The sequence below is a fragment of the Maritalea sp. YIW29 genome (genome assembly GCF_057219265.1).
Genome location: NZ_JBXVVF010000001.1, coordinates 1,617,628 through 1,641,667, shown reverse-complemented (window position 1 = coordinate 1,641,667; position 24,040 = coordinate 1,617,628). Strand labels below are relative to the sequence as shown.

General features: G+C 50.5%; 20 protein-coding genes and 1 tRNA gene. 9 read left to right on the top strand and 12 right to left on the bottom strand.

What is annotated here, in order from left to right:
- Positions 1-80: 80 nt before the first annotated feature.
- Entirely contained in the window at positions 81-1,034 is a 954-nt protein-coding gene (locus AC2D8L_RS07930; protein ID WP_484684901.1) for an L-threonylcarbamoyladenylate synthase, read from the top strand.
- A gap of 10 nt (positions 1,035-1,044) precedes the next feature.
- Here the strand turns inward: AC2D8L_RS07930 and AC2D8L_RS07925 are convergent, their stop codons facing one another.
- Together AC2D8L_RS07925 and AC2D8L_RS07920 are read right to left on the bottom strand one after the other, a co-directional pair.
- Complete coding sequence (locus tag AC2D8L_RS07925; RefSeq protein ID WP_484684900.1) at positions 1,045-1,989, bottom strand: DnaJ C-terminal domain-containing protein; 945 nt, start codon at positions 1,987-1,989, stop codon at positions 1,045-1,047.
- A gap of 126 nt (positions 1,990-2,115) precedes the next feature.
- Positions 2,116-2,580 (bottom strand): Lrp/AsnC family transcriptional regulator, encoded by a 465-nt coding sequence (locus AC2D8L_RS07920; protein ID WP_484684899.1) that lies wholly within the window; start codon positions 2,578-2,580, stop codon positions 2,116-2,118.
- Between the two features lie 98 nt (positions 2,581-2,678).
- On the opposite strand from AC2D8L_RS07920, the gene AC2D8L_RS07915 reads away from it, so the two are divergent.
- From AC2D8L_RS07915 to AC2D8L_RS07900, 4 genes are read left to right on the top strand one after another with little or no spacing between them, the layout of a single operon-like run.
- Positions 2,679-3,488, top strand: coding sequence for a class II glutamine amidotransferase (locus tag AC2D8L_RS07915; protein ID WP_484684898.1), 810 nt, complete (start codon positions 2,679-2,681; stop codon positions 3,486-3,488).
- Positions 3,472-4,938, top strand: coding sequence for an aminotransferase class V-fold PLP-dependent enzyme (locus AC2D8L_RS07910; RefSeq protein ID WP_484684897.1), 1,467 nt, complete (start codon positions 3,472-3,474; stop codon positions 4,936-4,938). The genes AC2D8L_RS07915 and AC2D8L_RS07910 overlap by 17 nt, the downstream gene beginning before the upstream one ends.
- Before the next feature lie 52 nt (positions 4,939-4,990).
- A complete protein-coding gene (pdxH, locus tag AC2D8L_RS07905) occupies positions 4,991-5,620 on the top strand; it encodes a pyridoxamine 5'-phosphate oxidase (RefSeq protein WP_484684896.1) in 630 nt (209 codons plus the stop codon).
- A gap of 31 nt (positions 5,621-5,651) precedes the next feature.
- A complete protein-coding gene (locus tag AC2D8L_RS07900; protein ID WP_484684895.1) occupies positions 5,652-6,404 on the top strand; it encodes a DUF1499 domain-containing protein in 753 nt (250 codons plus the stop codon).
- Here AC2D8L_RS07900 and AC2D8L_RS07895 read toward each other — a convergent pair.
- On the bottom strand, positions 6,388-6,927 hold the full coding sequence (locus AC2D8L_RS07895) for a DUF2867 domain-containing protein (protein ID WP_484684894.1): 540 nt from the start codon (positions 6,925-6,927) through the stop codon (positions 6,388-6,390). The genes AC2D8L_RS07900 and AC2D8L_RS07895 overlap by 17 nt on opposite strands.
- Before the next feature lie 84 nt (positions 6,928-7,011).
- Positions 7,012-7,923 (bottom strand): MBL fold metallo-hydrolase, encoded by a 912-nt coding sequence (locus AC2D8L_RS07890; protein WP_484684893.1) that lies wholly within the window; start codon positions 7,921-7,923, stop codon positions 7,012-7,014.
- Between the two features lie 73 nt (positions 7,924-7,996).
- Here AC2D8L_RS07890 and AC2D8L_RS07885 point away from each other — a divergent pair, with 73 nt between their 5' ends.
- The 4 genes from AC2D8L_RS07885 (at position 7,997) to AC2D8L_RS07870 (ending at position 11,650) form a co-directional block, all read left to right on the top strand.
- Positions 7,997-8,581, top strand: a complete 585-nt coding sequence (locus tag AC2D8L_RS07885; protein WP_484684892.1) for a biotin transporter BioY — start codon at positions 7,997-7,999, stop codon at positions 8,579-8,581.
- Between the two features lie 190 nt (positions 8,582-8,771).
- A tRNA-Gln gene (locus tag AC2D8L_RS07880) sits at positions 8,772-8,846 on the top strand.
- 493 nt (positions 8,847-9,339) lie between these two features.
- Positions 9,340-9,549: a hypothetical protein gene (locus AC2D8L_RS07875; RefSeq protein WP_484684891.1), complete on the top strand. Its 210-nt coding sequence runs from the start codon at positions 9,340-9,342 to the stop codon at positions 9,547-9,549.
- Positions 9,539-11,650, top strand: a complete 2,112-nt coding sequence (locus AC2D8L_RS07870; protein WP_484684890.1) for a putative bifunctional diguanylate cyclase/phosphodiesterase — start codon at positions 9,539-9,541, stop codon at positions 11,648-11,650. Before AC2D8L_RS07875 ends, AC2D8L_RS07870 begins: the two co-directional genes overlap by 11 nt.
- Before the next feature lie 20 nt (positions 11,651-11,670).
- Here AC2D8L_RS07870 and AC2D8L_RS07865 read toward each other — a convergent pair whose 3' ends face one another.
- The 8 genes from AC2D8L_RS07865 to AC2D8L_RS07830 all read right to left on the bottom strand — a co-directional run bounded on the left by AC2D8L_RS07865 (position 11,671) and on the right by AC2D8L_RS07830 (position 23,806).
- Entirely contained in the window at positions 11,671-14,604 is a 2,934-nt protein-coding gene (locus tag AC2D8L_RS07865; RefSeq protein ID WP_484684889.1) for a hypothetical protein, read from the bottom strand.
- Positions 14,595-16,841 (bottom strand): hypothetical protein, encoded by a 2,247-nt coding sequence (locus tag AC2D8L_RS07860; RefSeq protein ID WP_484684888.1) that lies wholly within the window; start codon positions 16,839-16,841, stop codon positions 14,595-14,597. Before AC2D8L_RS07860 ends, AC2D8L_RS07865 begins: the two co-directional genes overlap by 10 nt.
- Positions 16,842-17,062: 221 nt before the next feature.
- The gene (mhpA, locus tag AC2D8L_RS07855; protein ID WP_484684887.1) at positions 17,063-18,532 is read right to left on the bottom strand and encodes a bifunctional 3-(3-hydroxy-phenyl)propionate/3-hydroxycinnamic acid hydroxylase MhpA; all 1,470 of its coding nucleotides are present in this window, start codon (positions 18,530-18,532) and stop codon (positions 17,063-17,065) included.
- Between the two features lie 2 nt (positions 18,533-18,534).
- The gene (locus AC2D8L_RS07850) at positions 18,535-19,515 is read right to left on the bottom strand and encodes a VOC family protein (protein ID WP_484684886.1); all 981 of its coding nucleotides are present in this window, start codon (positions 19,513-19,515) and stop codon (positions 18,535-18,537) included.
- Positions 19,516-19,625: 110 nt separating this feature from the next.
- Positions 19,626-20,447 carry a GntR family transcriptional regulator gene (locus AC2D8L_RS07845; RefSeq protein ID WP_484684885.1) on the bottom strand — a complete coding sequence of 274 codons (822 nt, stop codon included), beginning with the start codon at positions 20,445-20,447 and terminating at the stop codon, positions 19,626-19,628.
- Positions 20,448-20,456: 9 nt separating this feature from the next.
- A complete protein-coding gene (locus AC2D8L_RS07840; protein WP_484684884.1) occupies positions 20,457-21,152 on the bottom strand; it encodes an ABC transporter permease in 696 nt (231 codons plus the stop codon).
- Positions 21,153-21,280: 128 nt separating this feature from the next.
- The gene (locus AC2D8L_RS07835) at positions 21,281-22,237 is read right to left on the bottom strand and encodes an ABC transporter permease (protein WP_484684883.1); all 957 of its coding nucleotides are present in this window, start codon (positions 22,235-22,237) and stop codon (positions 21,281-21,283) included.
- Between the two features lie 69 nt (positions 22,238-22,306).
- Positions 22,307-23,806, bottom strand: coding sequence for an ABC transporter substrate-binding protein (locus AC2D8L_RS07830; protein WP_484684882.1), 1,500 nt, complete (start codon positions 23,804-23,806; stop codon positions 22,307-22,309).
- Positions 23,807-24,040: the final 234 nt, after the last annotated feature.

The window sequence follows — 24,040 nt, the reverse complement described above, 5'->3', positions numbered from 1 at the left end:
CCCACAGGGCCATCCCTAAAATTTCCGCCATAAGCACTATGTTCCTTGACGCGGCGAACTTCAATTGCCAAACAGCGCAAATGAAGCAACGTCATCTATACCCATTTCCGGTTTCAGTAAATGAAGCTGTTAAACAATTGAATAACGGGCAAGTCGCCGCCATGCCAACCGAAACGGTTTATGGATTGGCTGCGCTCGCGGCGAGTGATGACGCTGTGCTTAAAATTTTTGAGACCAAAGGTCGGCCTCGGTTTAATCCATTGATCGTGCATTGCGCTGATTTGGCGATGGCGCAACAAATCGCCCAGTTTAATATTTTGGCCAAAAAGGTGGCCGATGCCTTTTGGCCGGGGCCGCTGACTTTGGTTCTGCCAAAGCACCCAGATGCAAAAATATCGGATCTCGTGACTGCAGGCCTTGAAACCGTCGCGGTGCGCCTGCCACGCCATCCCGTCGCCAAAAAACTTCTGGGTGAACTCGGGCAACCTGTGGCGGCACCTTCGGCCAACCCGTCTGGCAAACTATCGCCCACAGAGGCAAAACATGTCATCAGTGCATTTGAGAGTGAGGTGCCGGTGGTTGATGGTGGGCCTTGCGAAACGGGACTTGAATCAACCATTCTCGCCATATCGGATGAAACAATCACATTGCTGCGCCCCGGCAGCATCACCGCTGAGACGGTCAGCGAGAAGATTGGTGTTGAGGTTGCAACTGCTGATGAAAGCAAAATCGTCGCCCCGGGCATGCTGAAATCCCATTATGCACCAAACGCAGCGGTTCGCTTGAATGCAGCAGAGCCGCAATCGGGGGAAGCTTTTCTGGCGTTCGGCAAAACTGACAAGTCGGGGCCAGCAGTTCTCAATCTTTCAGAAGATGAAGATCTGAACGAGGCTGCTAAGAACCTATTTTCGCATCTCCGCGCGCTGGACGAAACAGGCATGCCAACCATCGCGGTTGCGCCAATTCCTATGGTTGGGATTGGGGTGGCGATAAACGATCGACTGCAACGGGCAGCTGCTGACCGAAGCAGCTAGGGTTTAGACCTTAGCTACGTGGGTTGTAAGGTTTTTGATCTCGCCAAAAACGCATCAAGCTTTCCAAATCCGGATCGCTTTCTTCAGGTAGTTGAATGCGCAAGTTCACATAAAGGTCGCCTTCGCCAAACAAGCCTTTGCCTTTCAGGCGCATCGCTTTGGTTGTGTCGACGCCTGCGGGAATGTTGAGTTCAACAGCCCCGGAAAGGGTTGGCACGCGCACCTTGCCTCCAAGAATTGCTTCGTAAAGTGCAAGAGGTACATCGACGCGCAAATTGTCGCCATCTTTGCGGAAATGCTTGTGGGGCTGAATGCGCACATTCACCAATACATCGCCTTTATTGCCGCCAAGAGCAGGGGCTTCGCCTTGTCCCTTCAAGCGAACCTGTTGACCATTTTCCAATGGCCAGGGCAGGTTAACTGAAAGGGTTTTGCCGTTCGGCAGGCGCACCGGCACAGGTTGGCGGGCGCTAATTTGCTCAAGTGTAACTTTCAGGCCGACTTTGAAGTCTTGGCCTTTGGCTGCGCGTGCGCCGCCGCCAAAACCGCCAGCGCCACCCATGCCCCCCATTCCCATGGGTCCAGCACCACCGCGGCCGCCCATGCCACCCATAAACTCTTTTAGGATGTCTTCTGGGTTTATGCCTGCACCGCCACCAAAACCACCGCCACCACGTTGGCCGCGCTGCGCGCCGCCACCAAAGCCAGAAAAGTCAAAGCCTGCCATCTTGGGGTTGCCATCCGCGTCAATCTCACCCCGGTCATATTGGGCACGCTTTTGCCCATCAGACAAAAAATCGTATGCGTTAGACGCTTCAGCAAACTTCGCCTGTGCTTTTGGGTCATCTTTATTTTGGTCAGGATGGTAAGTTTTGGCGAGTTTTCGATAAGCCGATTTTATATCTTTTTCGCTCGCAGATTTTGGCACACCCAATACGCTGTAAGGATCACGCATTTTCAATCATCTCCGATCAACGCGCAATCAGAACATTTGTGGGCACTGGCGCGGATATATTCAATTGTTGCGCCATATATGGCGATCCAAGGTCAAATTGTCTAGTGCACAGGGGTGATAACAAGTTTAGAGCGGCAACGGACGTTGTTCCTCGATAGCCTCCATCGCAAAATAAGAGGTCACCGAGTCCAGCTCGACCTTTGCGATCAGGCGCCGATAGACTTCATCATAACTGTCCATATCGTTGGTCACGACTTTCAAGAAATAGTCGTAATCCCCGCCAATCCGGTAAAAATCAACCACTTCTGGCAATGTTGAAACATGGCTGCGGAATTTCTCCAACCATTCGGCAGAATGGTGACGTGTTTTGACCATAACAAAGACCACCAAGCCAAGACCCAGTAGTCGCCGGTTAAGCATCATCGACTGGTTTAGAATGAGACCAGCCTCGCGCAATGCGTTTATCCGCCGCCAGCATGCATTTTGCGACAGGTTGATTCTATCGGCCAACTCGCGCTGGGATATTGAAGCATCCCGTTGCAAAATCCGTAAGATGTTGATGTCGTATTGATCTAGTTTTACGCTACTCATTCGATCATATGACAACAAAATCACACATAATTGCAAGTAAAATGGTAATTTTGTTGCATAATTAGGTGATAAGTTGGTTCTCAACGGAAAGAGGGCATATGTGTCGCTGGATCGCCTATTTGGGTCAACCAACTTACATTCATGATTTTTTGTATGACGGCGAGCGTTCGCTCTGCGCCCAAGCACAGCATTCCCATAAGGCAAAGCTGGGCGTGCATGGTGATGGTGGCGGCTTGGGCTGGTACGGCGATCATGAATGTCCTGGGCTTTATAGGAATGCGGGTCCGGCATGGGCTGATCCAAATCTGCGCGAACTAACGGCGCAGGTGCAAGCGAAGCTGTTTTTTGCGCACGTTCGCGCATCTACTGGCGCTCCAAATACGTTTGTGAACTGTCACCCGTTCCGGATGGACCACTGGATGTTCATGCACAATGGGCAAATTGGCGAATTTTCCAAACTTAAGCGAGAGATAGAAAAACTTCTGGACGACAAAACATATGCGACGTTGGAAGGCACCACGGATAGCGAGTTGATGTTCGCATTGTTGGTGACCAACGGCTTGTTCGAGCGTCCTGCCGCCGCCATTCGCAAAACCATCGCGACCATCGATGAATTGTCAAAGAAGCTGAACGTGGCTGAGGCATTTCGCGCAACTTTTGCCATTTCAAATGGTGATGAGATTTGGGCAGTAAGGTGGTCAAACGACAAATATGCACCCTCGCTTTATCAGCGTAATTTGGACGGCGACATTCTTTTGGCTTCCGAGCCGCTGGATGGGGAAGTTCAAAATTGGCAAGAAATCAGCCCAAATTCATTGATCAACCTAAAGCGTGGCGAGGGGATTGCCACGCAGATTGACATTCAAATGTTGTTTGACGAGGGAGTGCAACATGTTCGAGCAGTTTAAAGCAGACTTGGCGGACGAGAATATTCTCGATGAATTGCGAGGCGGTTTAATCGGCGACGGCATTTCCATTCCCGGTCCGTATGGGGCAAAAAAACTCATCTATGCGGACTATGTTGCTTCTGCCAGGGCATTGCGCCAAATCGAAGATTTTATTGCAGATAATGTTTTGCCCTATTACGCGAACTCCCACACACGCTCGTCCTATTGTGGTGCCTACATGACGCAAATGCGCGAGTTGGCCCGGGCAGAAATCGCCAAGTCGATCAATGCGAACGACGACTATTCTGTTGTTTTCACCGGCGCGGGTGCAACTGCAGCGGTCAACCGTCTGGTGAAGCTGTTGGGTGTTGAAGATGCCGTGCGCGCGGGCATCGAACCGGTAGTCTTTATCGGGCCTTATGAACACCACTCCAACATATTGCCATGGCGCGAAACTGGCGCTCAGGTTGTGATCATTCCTGAAGCTGAAGATGGCGGCCCTGATCTAGAAGTGTTGAAAGCTGAATTGGAAAAACACAGCGATTGCTCGCTAAAAATCGGATCATTTTCTGCTGCTTCGAATGTTACTGGTATCGTAACTGACGTTGCAGCCGTTACACGGATATTGAAGCAAAATCAGGCACTTGCTGTTTGGGATTATGCTGGCGGGGCACCATATTTGCCGGTCAGCGTGAAGCCAGATGACGTAGAGCTCGACGCTATATTTTTGTCAGCCCACAAATTTCCAGGTGGTCCTGCGGCGTCAGGCATTCTTGTGGTGAAGGACCAATTGAGTGCAACCAATCGGCCAAGCTGGCCCGGTGGCGGCACGGTGACTTATGTGTCGCCCTGGAACCACGATTATGTTTCTTCTCTATCGTCGCGCGAAGAGGCTGGTACCCCCAATGTGATCGGGGATATCCGTGCAGCGCTTTGCTTTATTGTCAAAGACGCAATTGGCGCGGACCTTTTGGCCAAACGCCAAAAAGAGTTGAAGGACCGCGCTTTCGACGGGTGGCAAAATCACGACCGGATCAACATTCTTGGTCATCAATCGGCTGAACGTTTACCAATCTTCTCTTTTCAAATCAGGGACAATAATGGCGGACTAATTCATCATCAGCTGTTTACGCGGATGCTTTCGGATATGTACGGCATTCAAGCGCGCGGCGGCTGTGCATGCGCGGGCCCATATGGACATGATTTGTTGGCGATTGATGCGGATCAATCAGCTCAAATGCGTGATGAGATAAAGCAAGGTAATGCGCTAGCGCGCCCAGGATGGGTGCGGCTGAATTTTAGCTATTTGCTCAATGATGAAAAAGCAAATTTGATCATTGAATCTGTTGCTGAATTGGCCAATAGTGCAGGCAAATATGTCGATGATTATGTCTTTGTGAAAGCAACCGGAAGTTATCTGCACCAAAGTGAAGTGGCCCTTTCCGACGAACTGAAAGCCGCTGTTTGCTAGCTAGAGATAACGGTTGACCGCATCACAGGGGCTAACTTAGGTGAGCACTTTCATGTCTGATGTTTCCAGTCTAAATAGGCAGCTTTTTGACCATGAGTTTGATGGAGAGATCGATCCCTATCTCTTGTTCGATAATTGGCTTGATTTGGCTTCTGAGGAAGAGCCGATGGCAAACGCCATGTCGCTGGCAACGGTTGATGAAAGCGGTTTGCCGGACACGCGTGTTGTGTTGCTAAAAGAACGTGCGGCAAATGGTTTTACGTTTTACACCAACAAACAGAGCAAGAAGGGCGACGAGCTCGCCGCGACGCCAAAGGCAGCACTTGGATTTTTCTGGAAGTCTTTGAACTGGCAAGTCCGCATCCGGGGCGATGTAGTGCCCGTGACGGACGAAGTTGCAGATGCCTACTACAACTCACGTCCTTATGGTTCGCGCATTGGCGCTCACGCCTCAGATCAATCTCGACCCTTGCAAACAAAGCAAGAGTTGATGGATCGCGTCGCCAAATATGAGGCTGAATTTGGCGAAGATGTTCCACGGCCTAGTCATTGGAGCGGGTTTACGGTTGAACCCGTCGAAATAGAGTTTTGGTGTGACGGCGAATTCAGGTTGCATGATCGTGTGCGATTTTCCCGTGAAAATCTAAACCAGGCTTGGACAAGACAACGCCTTTTCCCTTAGTCTCTCATTTGCAAGAGCACGTCAGGGAAATATGCGTTTTTTCATTCAAACTTCGAGCTGGGCCATTTGGGCCGCTCGTATAAAGCGACCAGTATTGCCGCTCGTGATACTATCGACGGGTTTGCACTATATTGGCGTTATATCTAGTGCCGTATTTGTTACGGTGATTGCGCTGGCAATCGCGCTCAGCCTTAGTGCGCTAATACTTGGGATCGTGGCCTATATCCGCATTTGGTACAATGGGGACGCCGGATGGCGTACAGCAAGTGGTGGTGTGCTGATTGGCATCCCAGCGCTGATTTTCGTTGGCGTTCTAGTGTTTTATGGCGCGAAGTATCCGCAAACAGCAGATGTCGCGACGCAAGCGAATGTGCCGCGCTGGGATCAAAGTACGGCTTCAGCCAGTGTGCCGGACGATATTGATGTCGGTCTTTTCCCGAATGCGGCTACGCGCCAACTCCAATTGGTGGGAGCCGCCGCTAACGAAGTGATCCAGCAAGCCATCGCAGAGCTAGGATGGGTAAAGCTTGGTGCGGGGCAGGGCAGCAGCGCAGAAACCTATCGATATTTTGAAGCAAAAACCCTTCTGGGCTTCATTGATGAAGTGACGTTGCGGGTGCGCAAAACCGAGCGCTCTGTCATTATAGACGTGCGCTCCGCCTCAAGGTTCGGCCAGTATGATTTTGGTCGAAACGCGATGCGTATTCAAAGGTTTTTGCTTCGCTTGGACGAACTCACAGCAGAACGTGTGCTTAGTGAAGCCGAACCTATTGAGGCGCAGTAACAAGCGGCTTGCTGGCGCCGTCATCCAAAGTCGATTTAACAATCAGTTTGTGGAAGGGCAAAATCGTAGCGAGATAGGCGTGGCCAAAAAGATTATGCCGTTGGCAAACAGTTGTCATGATCACCTTTGGCCGGTCACCATTTTCTCGATAAAGCGAAACGCGGAAGTCTTGGTGCCAGTCATCTTCGCCCAAGATAATTTCATTTTCATGGATGGCGAAAATTCTAAAGAACGCGACGCGGTCGCCAACTTGCTTTTCCAATACAGGTTTATCGACGGCTTCAGCGGCCAAATCATCCGTGGTCTTCATCATCAGCGGGCGCATTAATATGTTGCGTAGCTTTAGTAACGCTTGCGCCCATCCCAATTCAATGGTGCCAAATTGCGTCGCCAGCTCTCGCATGTCGCAATCAAGCAAGTCTGTTTTTCCGCTGATATCTACCGCAAAACTATCGACATAATCCTGTTTGCGTATGTAGCTGTGCAGGACACTGTCAATTGGTAATGAAGATTTGTTGGCCATGAGCTTTCCCTATCTCAATTTACAAGGAAAGCTTACCTCAGTTGGCGCCATGTGTGGTGAGCCGATTGTCGCATGGGCGTTTGGTCACAAGGAATATCTTTTGCCCAATAGGTAATTCTTGGCGTGAATGTCGCCCTTTACTTTGAGGAAATGCAGATGCGCGTTAAGCGTGAGCAGGGCAGCTGGCTTTAAACTGACGCTAATATCAGGATAAACCGCGGACAATAGTTGCATGGTCCATTTAGGGCCCGTGCCCAGTGCCTCCAGAATTTGTTCATTTCGGTGCTGCCGGTGCTTGAGCAGTTGCATGGCATACGCTCGGCCTTCATCGATTCGCCCGCCATGGGCGGGCAGGTAGCAGTTTTGGGGCAAGGCGATTACTTTTTTCATCGATGTGAAATAATCTTCTAGGCTGCCGTCTGGGTCTGATATCAAAGTTGATGACCACCCCATAATGTGATCCCCCGTAAACAGGTGATCTGTGCCTTCAACAGAAACAGCGATATGGTTTGCGCAATGCCCAGGCGTTGTGTGAATAACCAACCCCATTTCCCCAAGGTCAATTTTGCTACGGTCGAGCACGACATGTTGCGGTTTCAACCCGTAATGCCCTGATTTCTTAAGCGGGTCTTGTTCAAAAGGCCGTAATTTACGAGATGGGCGGTGGGGCCCTTCAAATATCAGTGGGGCCCGCAGTTTTTCGGCCAGTTTAGGCGCAATCGTTGAATGGTCTTTGTGCGTATGAGTGAGCAAAACGCCTTTGCATTTTTTCCCGTTCACCGCGTGCAGCAATGCTTGCAAATGTTGCTCATCATCAGGGCCCGGATCAATAATGACAACATCGTCAAAACCCACAATGTAGCTGTTGGTGCCCCTAAAGGTGTACGGTCCCGCGTTTGGCGCAACAATGCGCTTAATGCCGGGTGCCAATATTTGCGGTTGGCCAACTTTTGGATCAAAAGTCGTATTGTAATTCGGCGTGGATTGGGTTTGCATGTTTTGCCAAGCTTGCTCTTGAACGTTTGAGCGATTAAAAGGGCGATAACCAATTCAATAAAAGGAAATGAGAATGGCTGCAACTACCGCTTCACGCAAACAATCATTAGCCGAACAGCTTTTACCCGCACAAGGCGCTGCTCGCCTTGTAGGTTACGCCTTAATGGCATTGGCAGGTACTATCCTGCTTGCTGCTGCTGCTAAAGTGGCTGTACCCTTCTTCCCAGTTCCTATGACGTTGACCACTGTGGCGGTACTCGTAATTGCAGGCACATATGGTTTTCGCTTAGGTATGGCAACAATCGCTCTTTATATGCTTGAAGGCGCGATGGGCATTCCCGTATTCGCATCTGGTGCTGGTCTTGCTTATATGGCTGGTCCAACCGGTGGCTTCTTGGCAGGCTTCGTTGTGCAAACAGCAATCGTTGGCTATGCAGTGGACCGTGGCGTTGGCAAAAACATCATCGCTTTGTTTGCTGTGATGCTTGTGAGTGAAGTGATCATGTTCGCAATGGGCTATAGCTGGTTGGCAAATCTTATTGGCGCTGAAAAATCTTGGATGTTCGGCGTTCAGCCATTCATTTTGGGTGATTTGCTTAAAACAGCTATTGCTGCATCGCTTGTTTTTGCTGGCCTAACTACTTTGACAAAAAAGTAGTTGGCTGCAACGAGATAGCGTAAGAATTTGAGGGGCTCGCATGTAGATGCGGGCCCTGTTTTTTTCAAAGTTTCCAAAATTCTTGATCTTTTAAAAAAAGTACAAAAAACCACAGCTAGAACGCTTGCACGTTGAGACTAAAACGCGTATAGACCGCACCGTTCGGTCGTAAAATTTTACTGAACATTGATGGGGCGTCGCCAAGTGGTAAGGCAGCGGTTTTTGGTATCGCCATTCGCAGGTTCGAATCCTGCCGCCCCAGCCATCTTTTCAGATTTTACGTCGTTCAAATCTTTCGTAAACGCGTCATCATTTCTTGGCTTTTAAAATGCGATACCCAAGAACTCAAAATCCTTATCAATGTGATATCTGACTTGAACGTTGCTCTGCGCGAGAGAAACTCGTCGAGCGCCAGCCATAGTATTTTCTCGATCAAGTATTTGAATCTGGTTCATTGATCAAAAGCGACGAGATACTTCAAAAAGAAATAGTTCGCGGCCAAGGGGCGATCTGCATCCATCTTCAGCCAATGACAGAGATGGGAACACTCGTTTTTGGTCACATTTACCAAATCAGAATACGGGTGGGATTGACTTACATATTTAACTTCAATCTCATTTTAGTAGCTCGGCCATACGCGCGGTGCTCAGCTAGGGCGAGGGATTGTCGTACGAGATTGTGAACGTAAAATTAGAGGTTAGTAAACCATGATGACTTAGAATTTATATTTTTGGGATACTAGAGGGGGAGGTCTGGTGTTGACGATGAGAACAATTGCAGGTCTCAAGATCGCATTGATTGGCGCTTGGGCATCAACTGCACGGTCCAACGGTGCGGTTGGTTTAGCCCAGTTCAAACGTCCTGACTATTTTCCATGTCTAACGAGCGCTCGTAATGTTCCGCAAATATCCACCCCCAAAAAAGTGAATTTCTTTGAACCGCTTAAGGCCGAAGCGAATGTCAATTAAAGCCAAATTTTTGGGGCCAATTCTTTTCCTAGCTGCCGTTAGTACGATTGCGTCCGGTTGGTTGGCTTACTCAGCATTCAGAAATTATGAAATTGGAAGCCAATCTTCCGCAAATGCTGTGGAATCTCTTCAACTTGCGCGTCATGCAAACACATCTTTTCAAAAGCTTCGTGGTCTCGTTTTTCAGGTCGTTGATATGGTCGAGATCGACGACAAGCAAGAGATTGCTGCAGAATTCGAACAGATCAAGTTCGAGCTGGATATCATAATTGAACAGATTGAAGTTCGGGCAGACGACCGGGCTCTGCGCGCGGGCCTTGATACACTTCGGAAAGAAATTCTTGTCGTATTCGGACAAGCTGGCATTGTCCTAAGATCAGAACCCAACAAACACATTCCGACCAAATTTTCAATCGAGCGGCAGCTAAAACTAGTTTCGACCACGCTGGATCAAGTGCTGGCGATGGCTGAAGTCCAGCCGTCACGTATTGCAGCGAAAGTCCGACAATCTTTTCTTGAAAGTTTGATCCAGTATTTCGCAATTTTACTTTCCGTAATTGCGATGGCGGCCTTTGTCGCGCTTAGACAGGCAAACGCGATAGTTAAGTCCATCGAGGGCCTAAAGGGGGCAATGCACAATCTTATCGAAGGCGAATATGATACGCGCATTCCAAGCAAAGACCGCCGAGATGAAATTGGCATGATGGCAAGAATTCTTCAAAAGTTTGCCGGAAGCCTAAGGCGCCTGAGTATCGCCCAAACGCACATTAAACATTTGGCGTGGCATGACCCGCTGACCAACCTGCCAAACCGGCGGTACTTATCCGAACGTTTAGAGGAAATGTTGAAAGAATTCCGCACAAGCCGGGTGCCTTTCACAATTATTCAAATTGATTTGGACAGGTTTAAGTCAGTGAACGATTCACTTGGACACGCGACCGGGGATGAAGTTCTGGTCGTCGTCTCGGACATTTTGAACAACGTGTTTGGAAAGGACGATTTCGTCGCTCGGACGGGAGGCGACGAATTTGTTGCAGTTCTTGCGTTCGATCAGAGCCCGGCAGAAGTCGAGCAAACTGCACATGCCATTGTGAATGCACTAGAGACGCCGATTGAATTGCCTAACGCGACCATTCGAATTGGCGGCAGCGTGGGCATTGTGCGTGTGCCCGATGACGGCGTTAGCGCCAATGAATTGCTCGTTAACGTTGATCTGGCGCTTTACAACGCGAAAAACTCTGGGCGTAGCCGGGTGGTTCACTTTGAGCGAGAGTTCTTAGAGCGACATCGATCACAGGAAGAATTGTCGCGCGACATGAAAATCGCAATTGAGCAAACTCAATTTGCGCCATACTTCCAGCCTCAAGTTTCCCTAAAAACAGGCCAGGTGGTTGGGTTTGAAGTGCTAGCGCGTTGGCACCACCCCAAACGTGGCTTGCTAGCGCCTACCGCGTTCCTTGATCACGCAAATCTTAGCGGGCAGGTCGCCGGCATTGGCCAACAAATGGTGGAACAATCTCTTCGAGCGTTCCGTCGTTGGCAGAATGACAGCTTTTACAAATTTAAGATTTCATTCAACGCATCAGTTAGCGAGCTGCGGGACGAACATTATGCAAGGCGGTTTGAGAAAAACCTAAGGTCATTCGATATTTCGCCATCTACTGTGTCAATTGAGGTTTTAGAGTCGCTAATGATTGAAGTGGAAGGTGCAGCCGTATTTGAGAATTTGAGGGCACTGCGAGAACTCGGCGTGAGTATCGAAATCGACGATTTCGGAACTGGAAGTGCCTCTATTTCGTCGCTCAAACACCTATCTATTGATCGTATCAAAATTGACCGTGCATTTGTGTGTGACCACTCCTCTTCAGAAGAAGAGAAAACACTATTGCGCACAATGATCAATCTTGCGCACGATCTTCAAATTGATTGCTTGGTTGAAGGCATCGAGACGCCCGAGGAGCTCGAATTCTTAGAAGGGACAACCTGTGACCATGCCCAAGGGTATTTCTTCGCCAAGCCAATGGAGGCAAGCCAGGTGCTCAACTGGCTAAACGCAGGAAACCATTTGCAAGCGCCGTTGAAGCAGATGAAATCGGGATAGGTCCGACGAGCGCTGGGCAGTTAACGAACTGAAATGCTGAGCCGATAGGGTTGAACGGAGCGGACACTGCCATTTACGCCATTGATGCGCAATATATGCGGGCCACCCGCACCGATCTCAACAAGCAACCTGCTCGGGTCTTCAGAAATTAGATTTCGCAACCAGCTGCCGTTAGGCGCCCTATAGATGCCCATTGAAATGGGCGTATCCGAAGGGTTGGAGAGAATTCTAACTTCGACTTGCTGACCGTTGGCGGCATTGAACGTATATTCATCCCGTTCGCCACGCGGCAGGATCGTGCCAAGGATTTGACCACTTCCGGATATTTCAGTTGCTTGTGCAACCTTTCCGTTTGGTTCATGTATGTCTGGGCTTTGGGTAAATTGCAGGTTCAAATTGTACGGGTCAACTGAGCGCATGCCGCCGTTTGCAGCGTTAAGCCGCAGCACATATTTGCCCGGCTTTGGCAGATCGACGGTTAACATGCCGGGTTCTTCAGAACTCAAATTTGGCAGCCAACTGCCGTTCGGCGCTGGATATGCGCCCATATTCAACTGAACGCCCTCGGGCGCATTGCCAATTCGTATTTTCCACTCGCCGTGATGAGGTGCGTCGAAGATAAATTCATCGCGCTCACCTCGCGGCAAAATCGTGCCAAGGATTTGACCACTTCCTGGTATTTCAGTTGCTTGTGCAACCTTTCCGTTTGGTTCATGCATGTCGGGGCTTTGGGTAAATTGCAGGTTCAAATTGTAGGGCCCAACAGAGCGCATGCCGCCGTTTGCAGCGTTAAGCCGCAGCACATATTTGCCCGGCTTTGGCAGATCGACGGTTAACATGCCGGGTTCTTCAGAACTCAAATTTGGCAGCCAACTGCCGTTCGGCGCTGGATATGCGCCCATATTCAACTGAACGCCCTCGGGCGCATTGCCAATTCGTATTTTCCACTCGCCGTGATGAGGTGCGTCGAAGATAAATTCATCGCGCTCACCTCGCGGCAAAATCGTGCCAAGGATTTGACCACTTCCTGGTATTTCAGTTGCTTGTGCAACCTTTCCGTTTGGTTCATGCATGTCGGGGCTTTGGGTAAATTGCAGGTTCAAATTGTAGGGCCCAACAGAGCGCATGCCGCCGTTTGCAGCGTTAAGCCGCAGCACATATTTGCCCGGCTTTGGCAGATCGACGGTTAACATGCCGGGTTCTTCAGAACTCAAATTGGGCAGCCAGCTCCCATTCGGCGCTGGATATGCGCCCATATGGAGGTCAACATCGCTTGGCGATTTGCTTATTCGTATTTTCCATTCGCCGTGATGAGGTGCGTGAAAGATAAATTCATCGCGCTCACCTCGCGGCAAGATCGTGCCAAGGATTTGACCACTTCCTGGTATTTCAGTTGCTTGTGCAACCTTTCCGTTTGGTTCATGCATGTCGGGGCTTTGGGTAAATTGCAGGTCCAATTCGTAGGGCTCAACCGAGCGCATGCCGCCGTTTGCTGCATTTATCCGCAGCACATATTTGCCCGGTTTTGGCAGATCAACCGTTAGCGTGCCGGGTTCTTCAGAACTCAAATTGGGCAGCCAGCTCCCATTCGGCGCTGGGTAAGCGCCCATATGGAGGTCAACATCGTTTGGCGATTTGCTTATTCGTATTTTCCATTCACCGTGATGAGGTGCGTCAAAGATAAATTCATCGCGTTCGCCCTGTGGTAGGAGTGTGCCAAGTAGAGTGCCAGTCCCGGAGATTGGCGTTGCATCTGCAACTGATCCGTTCGGCTCGTGGGCGTCTGGGCTTGGGTTGAAGCGGATGCTAATGCGGTAATTTTCATCCGATTTCATACCGCCGTTTGCCGCATTTATCCGCAAAATGTAATCCGCTGGTTTTGGCAGATCGACAGTTACTGTGCCCGGTACTTCTGATGAAAGGTTGGGCAACCAGCCGCTGTTTGGTGCTGGATATACACCCATATGCAAGTCGACACCGCTGGGGGCATTTACGACCGAAATGACCCATTCCCCATGACTGTGTGCCGAAAATATGAATTCATCCCTGTCGCCAGCGGACCCAATCTGCCCGGTAAGGTCTGTGTTGCCTTCAATGCGGATCGGGCCATTAGCTTCTTGATCTTCGCTATGCGTTACACCCACCGGAGTTGATGATTGTGCACTGGTGCCTGCATTTGGGTCGGTGGTTCGTGCCGGGTCCTCGCCGCCTGAGTTGCCCGAACCGCTCGCGTTGCGGCAATCCTCAATACCTTCGTCAGCAAGTCTACGTTCAACATATTGGCGCAAGGAGCAGTGATTTAGCGATGGCAGATCTGTGCGGCGGGTCCAAAGGAATTCATCATATTGTAACCCAACGGCGTCATCTGGTTTTGCATTCCGTGTGACTGTGCCGGTCGGTGTGGTGCCATAAAATTGGCCCCATTGGGAATATTGCAGCTGGTAGCCAGGCTGACCATTTTCCGGCGGTTCTGCCACGCCGATCCACTCCCGCACTAATCCAAGTGTGGTTGCCATTACTTCTTCTGGGCTACCCCCGGGAGGCGTGCCTGAACCGTCCGCATTGTCGTCATCCAATTCAAACAATGGTGTGTTGAGGTCACCCATTGTCGCTTCGTCGTCGCCCTTACTTGAGGCATCTGGGTTGGACGTAATGGAGAAGCTTACGGGGCCGATTTCAAACTCTGCGCCCGACAACAATTCAACCTTAAAGCCAAGGCCACTCGGGCCGGTAACTTTGGCCTGCGCCAACGTGCTGGTGATTTCTTGATTGAGCTGGATAATAGCGCCGCGATTTAGTTGTGTCTCATCAAGCACAAGTATTGAAATTTTTTGGCCATTTTCTTCAAATATGATGGCGTCTTCTGCAAAGGCATTTACGCCGGACATCGCAGCAATAATGGCCAATATGCCAGCAATCATCGAAAACGGTTTTTGAAGAAGAGCTAACGGCATACTTTCTCCCGAATGGCAGTTAGCCCCTTATTTTCCCCATCATCCTTTTCAAACGTGCTGCCTTTTTGGGCCGTTTCGGCTTGTTCGGGCGTGACCCGCTTCACGTTGACTTGTAGCGTTTGCCAAATGTCTGGCGTCGCGTAGTTTAAGATGCCGCGCGGCAGTTCCGACTTGCATGCGCTTTCCAATAGCTGGTCATAAACCGCGGCGACGCGATCGCCGGTAGTTTCCCCATCGGCGAGCTTTCCTAAACTGGTTTTCTTGCCGTCAGATTTGTAGCTGCCACCTGCCCAATGAGGAATGAAACCACCGCCGGCAATGGTTATCAAAACGAGATTTTCTTCGCTGTCTTTAACGCGACAATCACTTGTCGAACCAGCATCCATTGCTTGCACAACCAGTTTCTCTTCGAGTTGCTGCAGTGCTTTTTGCACGGCGCCATATTTGGCGTGGGCCTTGCAAGGGACCTTCAGAAGCGCGGTCTTAGTTAAACTGATAAGGCTGTCAGCACTTGCAGCGTCGCATCGGTCAACGGCAGCTGCCGCTTTGCCTAAGCTAGCCATAACGGCCGCGAGCGAAGTTGTGGCCTTTTCCGCGTCTAAAATGTCGGGCAGCCAAGTCGCCATATCAATCGAAAATGAGCATTGTTTGAGCACGTCGACGTCTGTTGTACCAAATGAGGCCATGGCGATTTCGTCTAACTCTTGGCGAATGGATGCCACCTGTTTTGGCTCGCATAAGGCACCTTCGTTGATCTGCGCAGCAACTTTGCGGCTAAAGCCCGACCAAACGCTTTGCGGTGATTGAATGGCACTATTTGCAATGGCAAGGTGGATTTTGCTCGCGTCTGTTGAACAGGATGCCTGGGTTGCAAATTGAACCAACTCATCCCTGCGTTGTGCGAGTTGGGCATTCGAAAATGCTGGCGTTGTACCATCTGTCTGGTTGCAAAACCGAGCACTAGCGCGGCTTTCGCTTTCCAGCTTGGCGATGTCATCAAAATAGGACCCCAAACTCTCCTTGCGTGTCTTCTTCCGTTCTTCAAACGCCTTAAAGTCTTCTCGAAAAATCTTATATTGAGCCGCGAGAGCTTCATATTCAGCGATTTCGTTGCGCCAGTTCTCAAAGGGTGTTGTCGTGTTGGGATTTAGCAACATCTGTGCGCGCCAAACCGGATTGCTTAAGCCGTCAAAATTGTTTTCGATCATGAGACAGGACGTGCGATGTGCATAAAAGTCCATCTTGTCGCGAGCGTCTTTGAGGTCTTTTTCAAGTTGAGCACGTTGCAAAGTCCACAACGCTTCAGATTGGTTGAACGCGCATTGATCTTTGAGTTCTTCTGCGTTTCTTCGCCATGCTTCGGGGTGGGCGAGGGCGCGTAATCGCTCCGCTGTTTTATCCGAGTTTAGTGCAGCTTCCGCCAAAAGTTCGGTGGTGGTGTTCTTGAATTGACCCGCAGCCCGTTCGCGTGCATATTTCAGCGGGTCCTCAGCGATTGTGTTCGCCTCGACGGCCCAATCCAGCAGGCTAACTTCGCCTTTATCTCCGTCGTGACCAGAAATGTCGTGTTTAAAGAAATCTGGAATGGCGGCGCGGCCATTTTCTACGATCTTTTCGGCAATTTCTGTGAGCGCGTAGAGGTCGCCGAAAGTGTCGATGGCACTCGTTGCAGCCAATGCCGCGTTTCGATCAGCATCGGGAATATCAGCGGCGTAAATCAATGTATTTGTCATACATGAAAGCGAATTCATGATGACCTTTTGCGGACCGCTGCCAATAATCTTGTTGCCGACAGCTGAGGCAAGGTTGGCGCTGAAATTGCCCTCTGAATATCCTGAAAGCTGGCGCCCACAAGCTGATATTGCCGCCAACGTCTCAGCGGGTTTGGATGTATCCATCTTGAAGGAGGTCGAGCAATCGCCCAATACTTTTGTTAATGCGGGATTGATGCAGGCCTTGAATGGAGCTTCTACCGCACGCCACAAATTGTCCCCGAAGGTAGAACATAATCCGCCCGAAAAGCTTTGTTGCGGCAAGTCTCCTGCATAATCTCCTGCGAACTCTGCCACGCCATCCATTGCGAGTTCCATATCGCCAAGCACATTGTTGATACGGACATTTTCCCATCCGGGTGCCGCGATGATATTTCCATCTGAGATCAGCACGCCGGGCAAGTTTTGTGCATAGATCTGATTGGTCAGCACGGTTGGCAGAAACAGAAAAGCCCACAAAATCATTTGTAGGAGACTGTTGCCCACGAGCTTTAATACACTAGCTTGTTGCCTCTTCATTGAGCGTTTTCCTCAATTCGCCCTAACGTTAATTGCAAGACTAGCGCAGTTTTTTGCCCAATGCACGTTTTGGCAAAACAGAGAAGAATGGCGGCTTGCTTTGTTGCTGAAGAAATGGGTTTTTCACCGAACCCAATTTGTATCTATGTCGTGTGCTGTCGCTGCTTCTAGATGGGGTTTGGGAGAACTTGGCTCAACAGACTTTCAAGCTCAGGTTTTGTGTCGGCGCTGCCAAGCGTATAGCGGTCAGGCCGCAATAATGTGGTGCGAGATCCGTGTTGTTGCAGGTGTTCAGCCGCATTAGAATTTTCCGTCGTCACAAGGCCAACACCACCGGGCAATTTCAGCCCTTTGGCCAGGTCCGCTTCGGCGACCACCACGAATGCATGTGGAAATTTATCGTCCATCCGTTGGCCGTTCGACATGCGCGGTTGGCCGAAGAGTTGGCCGGCGTTTTTGCCATGACCAAGCCCGGGGCCAATTGGCGGTGCGATGCTTTTCATTTTCGCAGAGCCATCCGCAGACGGCAGGGCAGCACGTAGGGCCTCCTCGGTCCCGGCCGTGTTGATCAACCCGCCTAGCCGCACCGCTGTTTTGATATATTCGGTAGCGTTTGGCTTGCGCTCGCTTTCGTATGTATCGAGCAGTTTTTCGCCTGTATCGCCATCCACATTGTTTTTGCAGGCAAGCGCGAGTTTCCAGTAAAGATTCATCACATCTCGAATGCCTGCGCACATGCCTTGCCCCATAAAGGGCGGCGTCTGGTGACAAGCGTCGCCCGCCAAAAAAAGTCGACCCTTTCGCCAGTCATCTGCTACGAGCGAATGGAATGTGTAGACAGCTGTGCGCTCAATCTCTGCTTCGTCAGGTTTGATCCAATCAGACAGCAATGCCCACACATGTTCTGGCATACAAATCTCATGACTTGCTTCGTCCGGCAGCACTGTAATTTCCCAACGCCTGCGCAGTCCCGGGGTGCGAACGTATGTTGCAGGGCGCTCTGGCACGCAATATTGGATCGAATGCTCCCCAAGTTCAGGCATGTCTTTATTCAAGATCACGTCCACGACGAGCCAACGCTCATGAAAACCAAAGTCCTCCATGCCGCTTTTCATAAAGCTACGCACAATAGAGCGAGCTCCATCGCATCCAACAACGTATTTTGCTGTTATTTGTTCAACCGTATCACGAGACGTGCCTTTATATTTCAACTCGACATTGTCGCCCTTGTCTTCAACCTCGTGAACATCGCAACCCAAACGCACGGTGACTTCTTCGCGTTTTGACATGTGACGACGCAAAATCTCTTCAAGGTCTGGTTGATGGAAACGGTAGTTTGCGTTCCAAGCCTGAGGACCTTCGCCCTGCGGACGCGGCCAGTCCAACAGTAAGTTGTTGTCTTGATCCAAAAACTGCATGCCAGGATGTCTATGGGTTTTCAGAGCAAATTCATCAGCTATGCCAATCGACTGGAAAGCTCGCATTATTTCCGCGTCAAAATGCACGGCACGTGGCAGAGGATAGGGCGCTTTCTCGCGATCAAGCACGAGCGTTTTAACGCCACACGCGGCCAAAAGATGGGCGAGTGTTGCGCCTGTTGGCCCATAGCCGACGATAGCAACGTCGTAATGTGTCATTGCTATCTCTCTTGTTTCTTGAGCTCGCCAAACAACCATGGGCATTCGGCCACAGGTGGCGCGCGCCTGCCGCGCGACGCAGCATCCAAACGCATGTCGCGCAGCTCTTTGCGTCCGCCTTCTTCGGTCAGGTAAAGACGCTCGTGACCCCAAAAACTGGGACCGTCATGGGTTTGGTGCGGCTCCCAAGTTTCGGGCTCGATCAAACGACCGCCCCAGCCATTTTCGACGAAAAATCCAGAAGGTGAGTTGGCGTAATATGACGTCATATAGTCGTTCGTGTGGCGACCGAGCGTGTAGGCGACGCGGCCCTCATCTTGCTGCGCTAGATCGAACCCTTGACCCACATCATCAAGATTTTGGAACTCCACCATAAAATGATGGAAGCCATGCCGTCCGGAACCGACCATGGCGAAGGAATGATGACGTTCGTTGAGGTGGAAAAAGTAAAGCCCATAGGGCTTAAGCCCGTAATCAGAAACCTTGAAATCTAACAAATCGCGATAAAACGGCAGCATCACATCGATATCTTTGACGTGTAGGACTGCGTGCCCCATACCCAATGGCCCCGTTTTGAACCCATCAATTGGGCGGCCCGGCACAAATGGATCAGACGCAATCATCGGCGCATGAAACAGTTCCACGCGGTTGCCGCCTGGATCTGTAAACCAGATCATGTCCCCAACAAACCGGCGATCCGCGAGTCCGCCACTGTTTAAATTTACCGCCACACCTGCAGCGTCAAGGCGTGCGGCATACATTTGTAGATCGTCTTTGCTAGCAACTTCAAAGCCAAGGAATGCTAATGTGTCGCCTGGCTCATCTGAGACCAAAAGGCGCTGCACCTTATCATCCATCCGGAATGCAACAGATTTGCCGCCGCGATCAATTTTCTGCATGCCGAGCAGCTTCTCAGCAAACATTCCCCAGTCTTCGAGTTTGTCTGAGCGTACACCGAGATAGCCCAATGCAATAATTGCCACGATTGTCTCCGCCGGTACATTTCTGGTTACCAAAGACTATTGGGTCAAATAACTTTCATCTCAAGGAGTTTTTGCCGATTTTGCGTTGGACCAATGCTAACCGCGACTGATTATGGATCAATCGAGAGTTCTGCAATGAAGTCATATCGATCACCCCGATAGGCAGAAGTAGTTACTTCAATTGGGCGGCCATTTGCCAAAAATGAGCGGCGTTCGATGTGAAGTACGGGGTCTCCCGGAGAAATGTTGAGCAGGGCCGCTTCCTCTTCATTTGCAACAGCTGCGTTAAGGCGTTGCAGTGCCCGCACAGGCTTGTTCCCGCTTGCTTCCAACGCGTCATAAAGGGATTCGCCAAGTGTATCTGGGCCCGCAGCAAATAGCGGCACGGTCGCATTTTCAATTGCCAGTGGTTCATCCGCGGACAGACGGACCCGCGAAAGGCGTAACACTTGCTCGTTTGGCGATATACCTAGCTTTAGAACTTCGGCAGAGTCCGGCAATCCTACAGACTTGCTCAGCAACTTGGAGCTGGATTTCGCGCCTCGGCGTTGCATGTCTTCGGTAAAACCAAGCAAAATCGACAGCGGTTGATCAATTTGCGGCGAAACGAAAGTCCCAACCCCTCGCTGTTTGGAGATCAAGCCGTCCCCGAGCAGCTCTTCAATTGCTTTGCGCACCGTGATGCGTGAAAGGCCTGTGGCTTTGACCATGTCGCGTTCTGAAGGAAGGGCCTCACCGCCCCTCAAAGATCCGCTTTCAATCAACTCTCTAATGGCGAATGCAAGTTGGCGATAAAGTGGATCAGCGGTTCGGTTGGTGCGATTTAGGCGGGCAATGATTTCGTCGATCAAATCTTCGCCAACAGCAGCATTTGGCTGGGTTGAACTTGAATTCTTTTTTTCCGCAGGAGCGGAGCTCAATTTGTCTTTCATAAAGTGCTCCTAGGTTTCCGTGCGCAGGCGCGGGTCCAGCGTATCGCGCAAGGCGTCGCCTAGCAGGTTGAACCCGAAAGACAAAAACAAAATTGCAAATCCGGCGAATATTGCGGGCCAAGGCGATAAAAGTAAGAAGTTTCGACCCTCTGACAACATTAGCCCTAGCGAGGGTGTTGGTGGTTGTGCGCCTAGTCCCAAGAATGAAAGAGATGCTTCAACAAGAATTGCCGCTGAAAGCAAAAGGCTAGCTTGCACCAATATGACGGAAGCGAGGTTGGGCAGCAGATGCGAAAAGATAATGCGCATGTCTGTTGCACCGATGGCGCGCGCACCCATCACATATTCGCTTTCTACAATCACTAAAGATGGACCACGCAGCAGACGGGCAAAAATGGGGGTGTAAACAATGGCAATCGCAATTGCAGCGCCCCAAGTGCTTGGGCCTATAACCGCAATCACGCCGATGGCTAAAAGCAGGATGGGGAAGGCAAACAATATGTCCATGAGCCGCATGATGATGCGATCAAACCAACCACGATAAAACGCCGCCAGCATACCAAGCAGCCCGCCGATACCTAACGAAATGCCAACTGCTGAAAGGCAAGTGACTAGCGAGGTCCTATACCCATATATGATGCGTGACAACACATCCCGACCCAATTGGTCAGTGCCCAAGAAGTTCAATGCGCTAGGCGCCTTCATGCGCTGGACCATGACTTGGTGGTACGGGTCCTGAAAACCCAAAAACGGTGCGCAGATTGCTAAGAATAGCTGTATTGCCACAAATATGATCGCGAAGCTGAGGAGTTTGTTTTGAGATAGGAAATTTCTCATTGTGAAACCCTCGGATCAATGAAGGCGTAAAGAATGTCGACGAGAAAATTCACCAGTACAAATGACGTGGTCATAACCAATATCGAGGCCTGAACCAGTGGGTAGTTTCGCTCAGCAATCGCGCCCAAAACCAGACGTCCCAAGCCCGGAATTGCAAATACCTGTTCAACCACAATCGCGCCGCCCAACAGATAGCCGGTCGCGACCCCAACGCTGGTTATAAAGGGAATAAGCGCATTGCGCAGCGCGTGCTTATAGACCAAGCCGCGGCGCGGCACACCTTTTGCGCGGGCGGTGCGAATATAGTCTTGCCCAAGCGCATCAAGCATGGCTGAACGCACAAGCCGTGACAGGTTCGCAAGCATTGGCAAACTAAGCGCGAGCACGGGCAAGGCCATCCGCTGCAGATTGCCCAATGGGTCTTCACTAAATGGCACATAGCCAAGGGTTGAAACGCCGGGCAAAAGTTTGGAGACCAAAAAGATGGAAACAATACCTAGCCAAAATGACGGTATGGTGAGGCCGGCAATGGCGGCAACTCGAACAGCAACTTCGGAGTTCTTGCCACGCGCTTCTGCCATGAAACAGCCAATGGGGATGGAAAGCCCTGCGCCAACGAGAACGGAAAGGAATGTAAGTTCCAGTGTTGGCCAGATGTTGGCGCTGATCTCTGAAATCACCGGACGACCAGTCCAGATTGAGGTGCCAAAATCGCCTTGAACAGCTCCTGCAATCCAGTTGAAATACTGAACATGAATGGGTTGGTCTAAGCCTAGGCGCGCCCCAAGCTCGGCAATACGTCCTGGTGTAATTTCTGTATTGGCACCAAGCATAATGGCGATGGCGTCACCCGGAATGAGTCTAATCATCAAAAATACGATGATCGAAACACCAATTAGGACGACAGCTAGGTCGATCATCCGGTTTGTGATCGGGCCGAGGGTAGGGCGCATAAGGAGGACCGTTTCAATTTAAATTAGTGATGCGGCGCCCGACAATATGGGCGCCGCATGGGTTTTGGTTTACTCGTCCATGCTGACATTGACCAAGCTGGTCAGTCTGCCGGTTGGGTAAATTTCAAAGCCTTTAACTTTGGCATTCACTGCAGTGAACAGGTTGCCATATGCAAGATGTGCAATCGGTCCTTGGCACGCCAATGTGCGCTGTGCCGCGTCATAGGCAGCTTTACGCTTTGCAATATCGGTCTCAGTTCGGCCAGTGTCGAGCAATGCATCTAATTCTGAATTCGCATATTTGAACACATTTGTCGGTCCACCAGTGCGGAATGTGCGATAGAAATATTGGTCCGGATCCGGATTGCCACCATTGGCTGAAACAAACATATCAAAGTTGGAATTGCGCCAATCTTGAACAAATTCACCGATTTCTTTGTTCACAAGCTCAACTTCAATACCACCAGCTGCCAATTGCTGTTGGATGACTTGAGAAATGTCACGCGCGTCTTGACGCGGCAACACGAGGATGGAGAGTTTCAAAGGTGTTTCAATACCAGCCTCTGCCAACAGCGCTTTTGCGCCATCTACATTGGTTGTGTAGCAAGCAAACTCATTGGTATCCAATGCCCAGCCTGTTAATGCAGGAGACAATGGTCCGCCAGGTACGCCTGCACCGAACAACGCGCCCGCAATGATTTCATCGCGGTTTAAGAGCATATTGACCGCCTCACGAACTTTGGCGTTGCCCAATGGCTCACGCGTAACGTTCATGCCGAGCAATGTGTAAGACACATTAAGCGTGTCATGTAGATCAACACCCGGCTGCGCCTGCAGTTGCAATGCCGTTGCTGGGTCAATACCCGGCAAAATGCCGTAATCGCCACTTGTAAGACCAACTTGGCGGGTCGTCGCTTCTGGCACAAATTTGAACGTAACGCCGTCCAATTTTGGCAAACCAGCTTCGCGATAGCCATCAAATTTGGTCAAGCTGATCTCGTTGTTCGGTAGCCATTCAACAAACTTAAACGGCCCGGTGCCCACAGGTGTTTGCTGCAATGATTCGACATCGCTTTCATGTTCGGCCGGGACAATCGCAATGGTTGCGAGCGAAGATAGGATCGGCGCAAACGGCTCGTCCAGCGAGAGCTTCACGGTTAGTGGATCGATGATTTCGATACCAGTAATCGGCATAACGCTTGCCGCTTTTGGCGACGCGGTCGCTTCAGCTTGTACACGCCGGATTGACGCTGCAACATCTTGTGCGTCCATCGCAGAACCATCATGGAAAGTTACGCCGGGATGGAGCTTGAAAGTATAGCTCAAATTGTCCGCCGAAATGTCCCAAGATGCAGCAAGGTCGGGCACAACATTCAAACCAGCGTCAATGTCAGTAAGGCCTTCATAGATGTTGCCTTGCACGATAACGACGGAGTTAAAGGCGGTGATAAGGTGCGGATCAAGCCCCGCGGGCGAAGAATCAATCGCAACATTAAGTGTCGCGGCCGTAGCGCTTCCGACCAAAAGGGCCGAAGCGGATAATGCAAGTCCAAATTTTTTGACAGACATGATGCCTCCTGTGGTTTTTTGCTTCCGATGCAGGACATCGGTTTAGTCCCAGGCGTCCGCTTTTTGGGCAAATGAGGTCAAAACACTCTTAAGCGATATATCCAATATAGGACCACTCTGGACATTTTCGACGGTATGGTATTATTTTGATTGTGACAAGAGGGTTGCGATTCATGAAGTTTGGTTTGCCGCTTTCGTGCAGTAACTTGGAATAATATGTAGCATGTCTGCGTC

Coding starts and splice junctions, on each gene's coding strand:
- mhpA (WP_484684887.1), bottom strand. CDS start 18,532: ATGACACATTACGACGTTGCTATCGTCGGCTATGGGCCAACAGGCGCA.
- AC2D8L_RS07920 (WP_484684899.1), bottom strand. CDS start 2,580: ATGAGTAGCGTAAAACTAGATCAATACGACATCAACATCTTACGGATT.
- AC2D8L_RS07930 (WP_484684901.1), top strand. CDS start 81: ATGAAGCAACGTCATCTATACCCATTTCCGGTTTCAGTAAATGAAGCT.
- AC2D8L_RS07885 (WP_484684892.1), top strand. CDS start 7,997: ATGGCTGCAACTACCGCTTCACGCAAACAATCATTAGCCGAACAGCTT.
- AC2D8L_RS07895 (WP_484684894.1), bottom strand. CDS start 6,927: ATGGCCAACAAATCTTCATTACCAATTGACAGTGTCCTGCACAGCTAC.
- AC2D8L_RS07910 (WP_484684897.1), top strand. CDS start 3,472: ATGTTCGAGCAGTTTAAAGCAGACTTGGCGGACGAGAATATTCTCGAT.
- AC2D8L_RS07860 (WP_484684888.1), bottom strand. CDS start 16,841: ATGATTTTGTGGGCTTTTCTGTTTCTGCCAACCGTGCTGACCAATCAG.
- AC2D8L_RS07890 (WP_484684893.1), bottom strand. CDS start 7,923: ATGCAAACCCAATCCACGCCGAATTACAATACGACTTTTGATCCAAAA.
- AC2D8L_RS07925 (WP_484684900.1), bottom strand. CDS start 1,989: ATGCGTGATCCTTACAGCGTATTGGGTGTGCCAAAATCTGCGAGCGAA.
- AC2D8L_RS07865 (WP_484684889.1), bottom strand. CDS start 14,604: ATGCCGTTAGCTCTTCTTCAAAAACCGTTTTCGATGATTGCTGGCATA.
- AC2D8L_RS07870 (WP_484684890.1), top strand. CDS start 9,539: ATGTCAATTAAAGCCAAATTTTTGGGGCCAATTCTTTTCCTAGCTGCC.
- AC2D8L_RS07830 (WP_484684882.1), bottom strand. CDS start 23,806: ATGTCTGTCAAAAAATTTGGACTTGCATTATCCGCTTCGGCCCTTTTG.
- AC2D8L_RS07835 (WP_484684883.1), bottom strand. CDS start 22,237: ATGCGCCCTACCCTCGGCCCGATCACAAACCGGATGATCGACCTAGCT.
- AC2D8L_RS07915 (WP_484684898.1), top strand. CDS start 2,679: ATGTGTCGCTGGATCGCCTATTTGGGTCAACCAACTTACATTCATGAT.
- AC2D8L_RS07840 (WP_484684884.1), bottom strand. CDS start 21,152: ATGAAGGCGCCTAGCGCATTGAACTTCTTGGGCACTGACCAATTGGGT.
- AC2D8L_RS07845 (WP_484684885.1), bottom strand. CDS start 20,447: ATGAAAGACAAATTGAGCTCCGCTCCTGCGGAAAAAAAGAATTCAAGT.
- AC2D8L_RS07900 (WP_484684895.1), top strand. CDS start 5,652: ATGCGTTTTTTCATTCAAACTTCGAGCTGGGCCATTTGGGCCGCTCGT.
- pdxH (WP_484684896.1), top strand. CDS start 4,991: ATGTCTGATGTTTCCAGTCTAAATAGGCAGCTTTTTGACCATGAGTTT.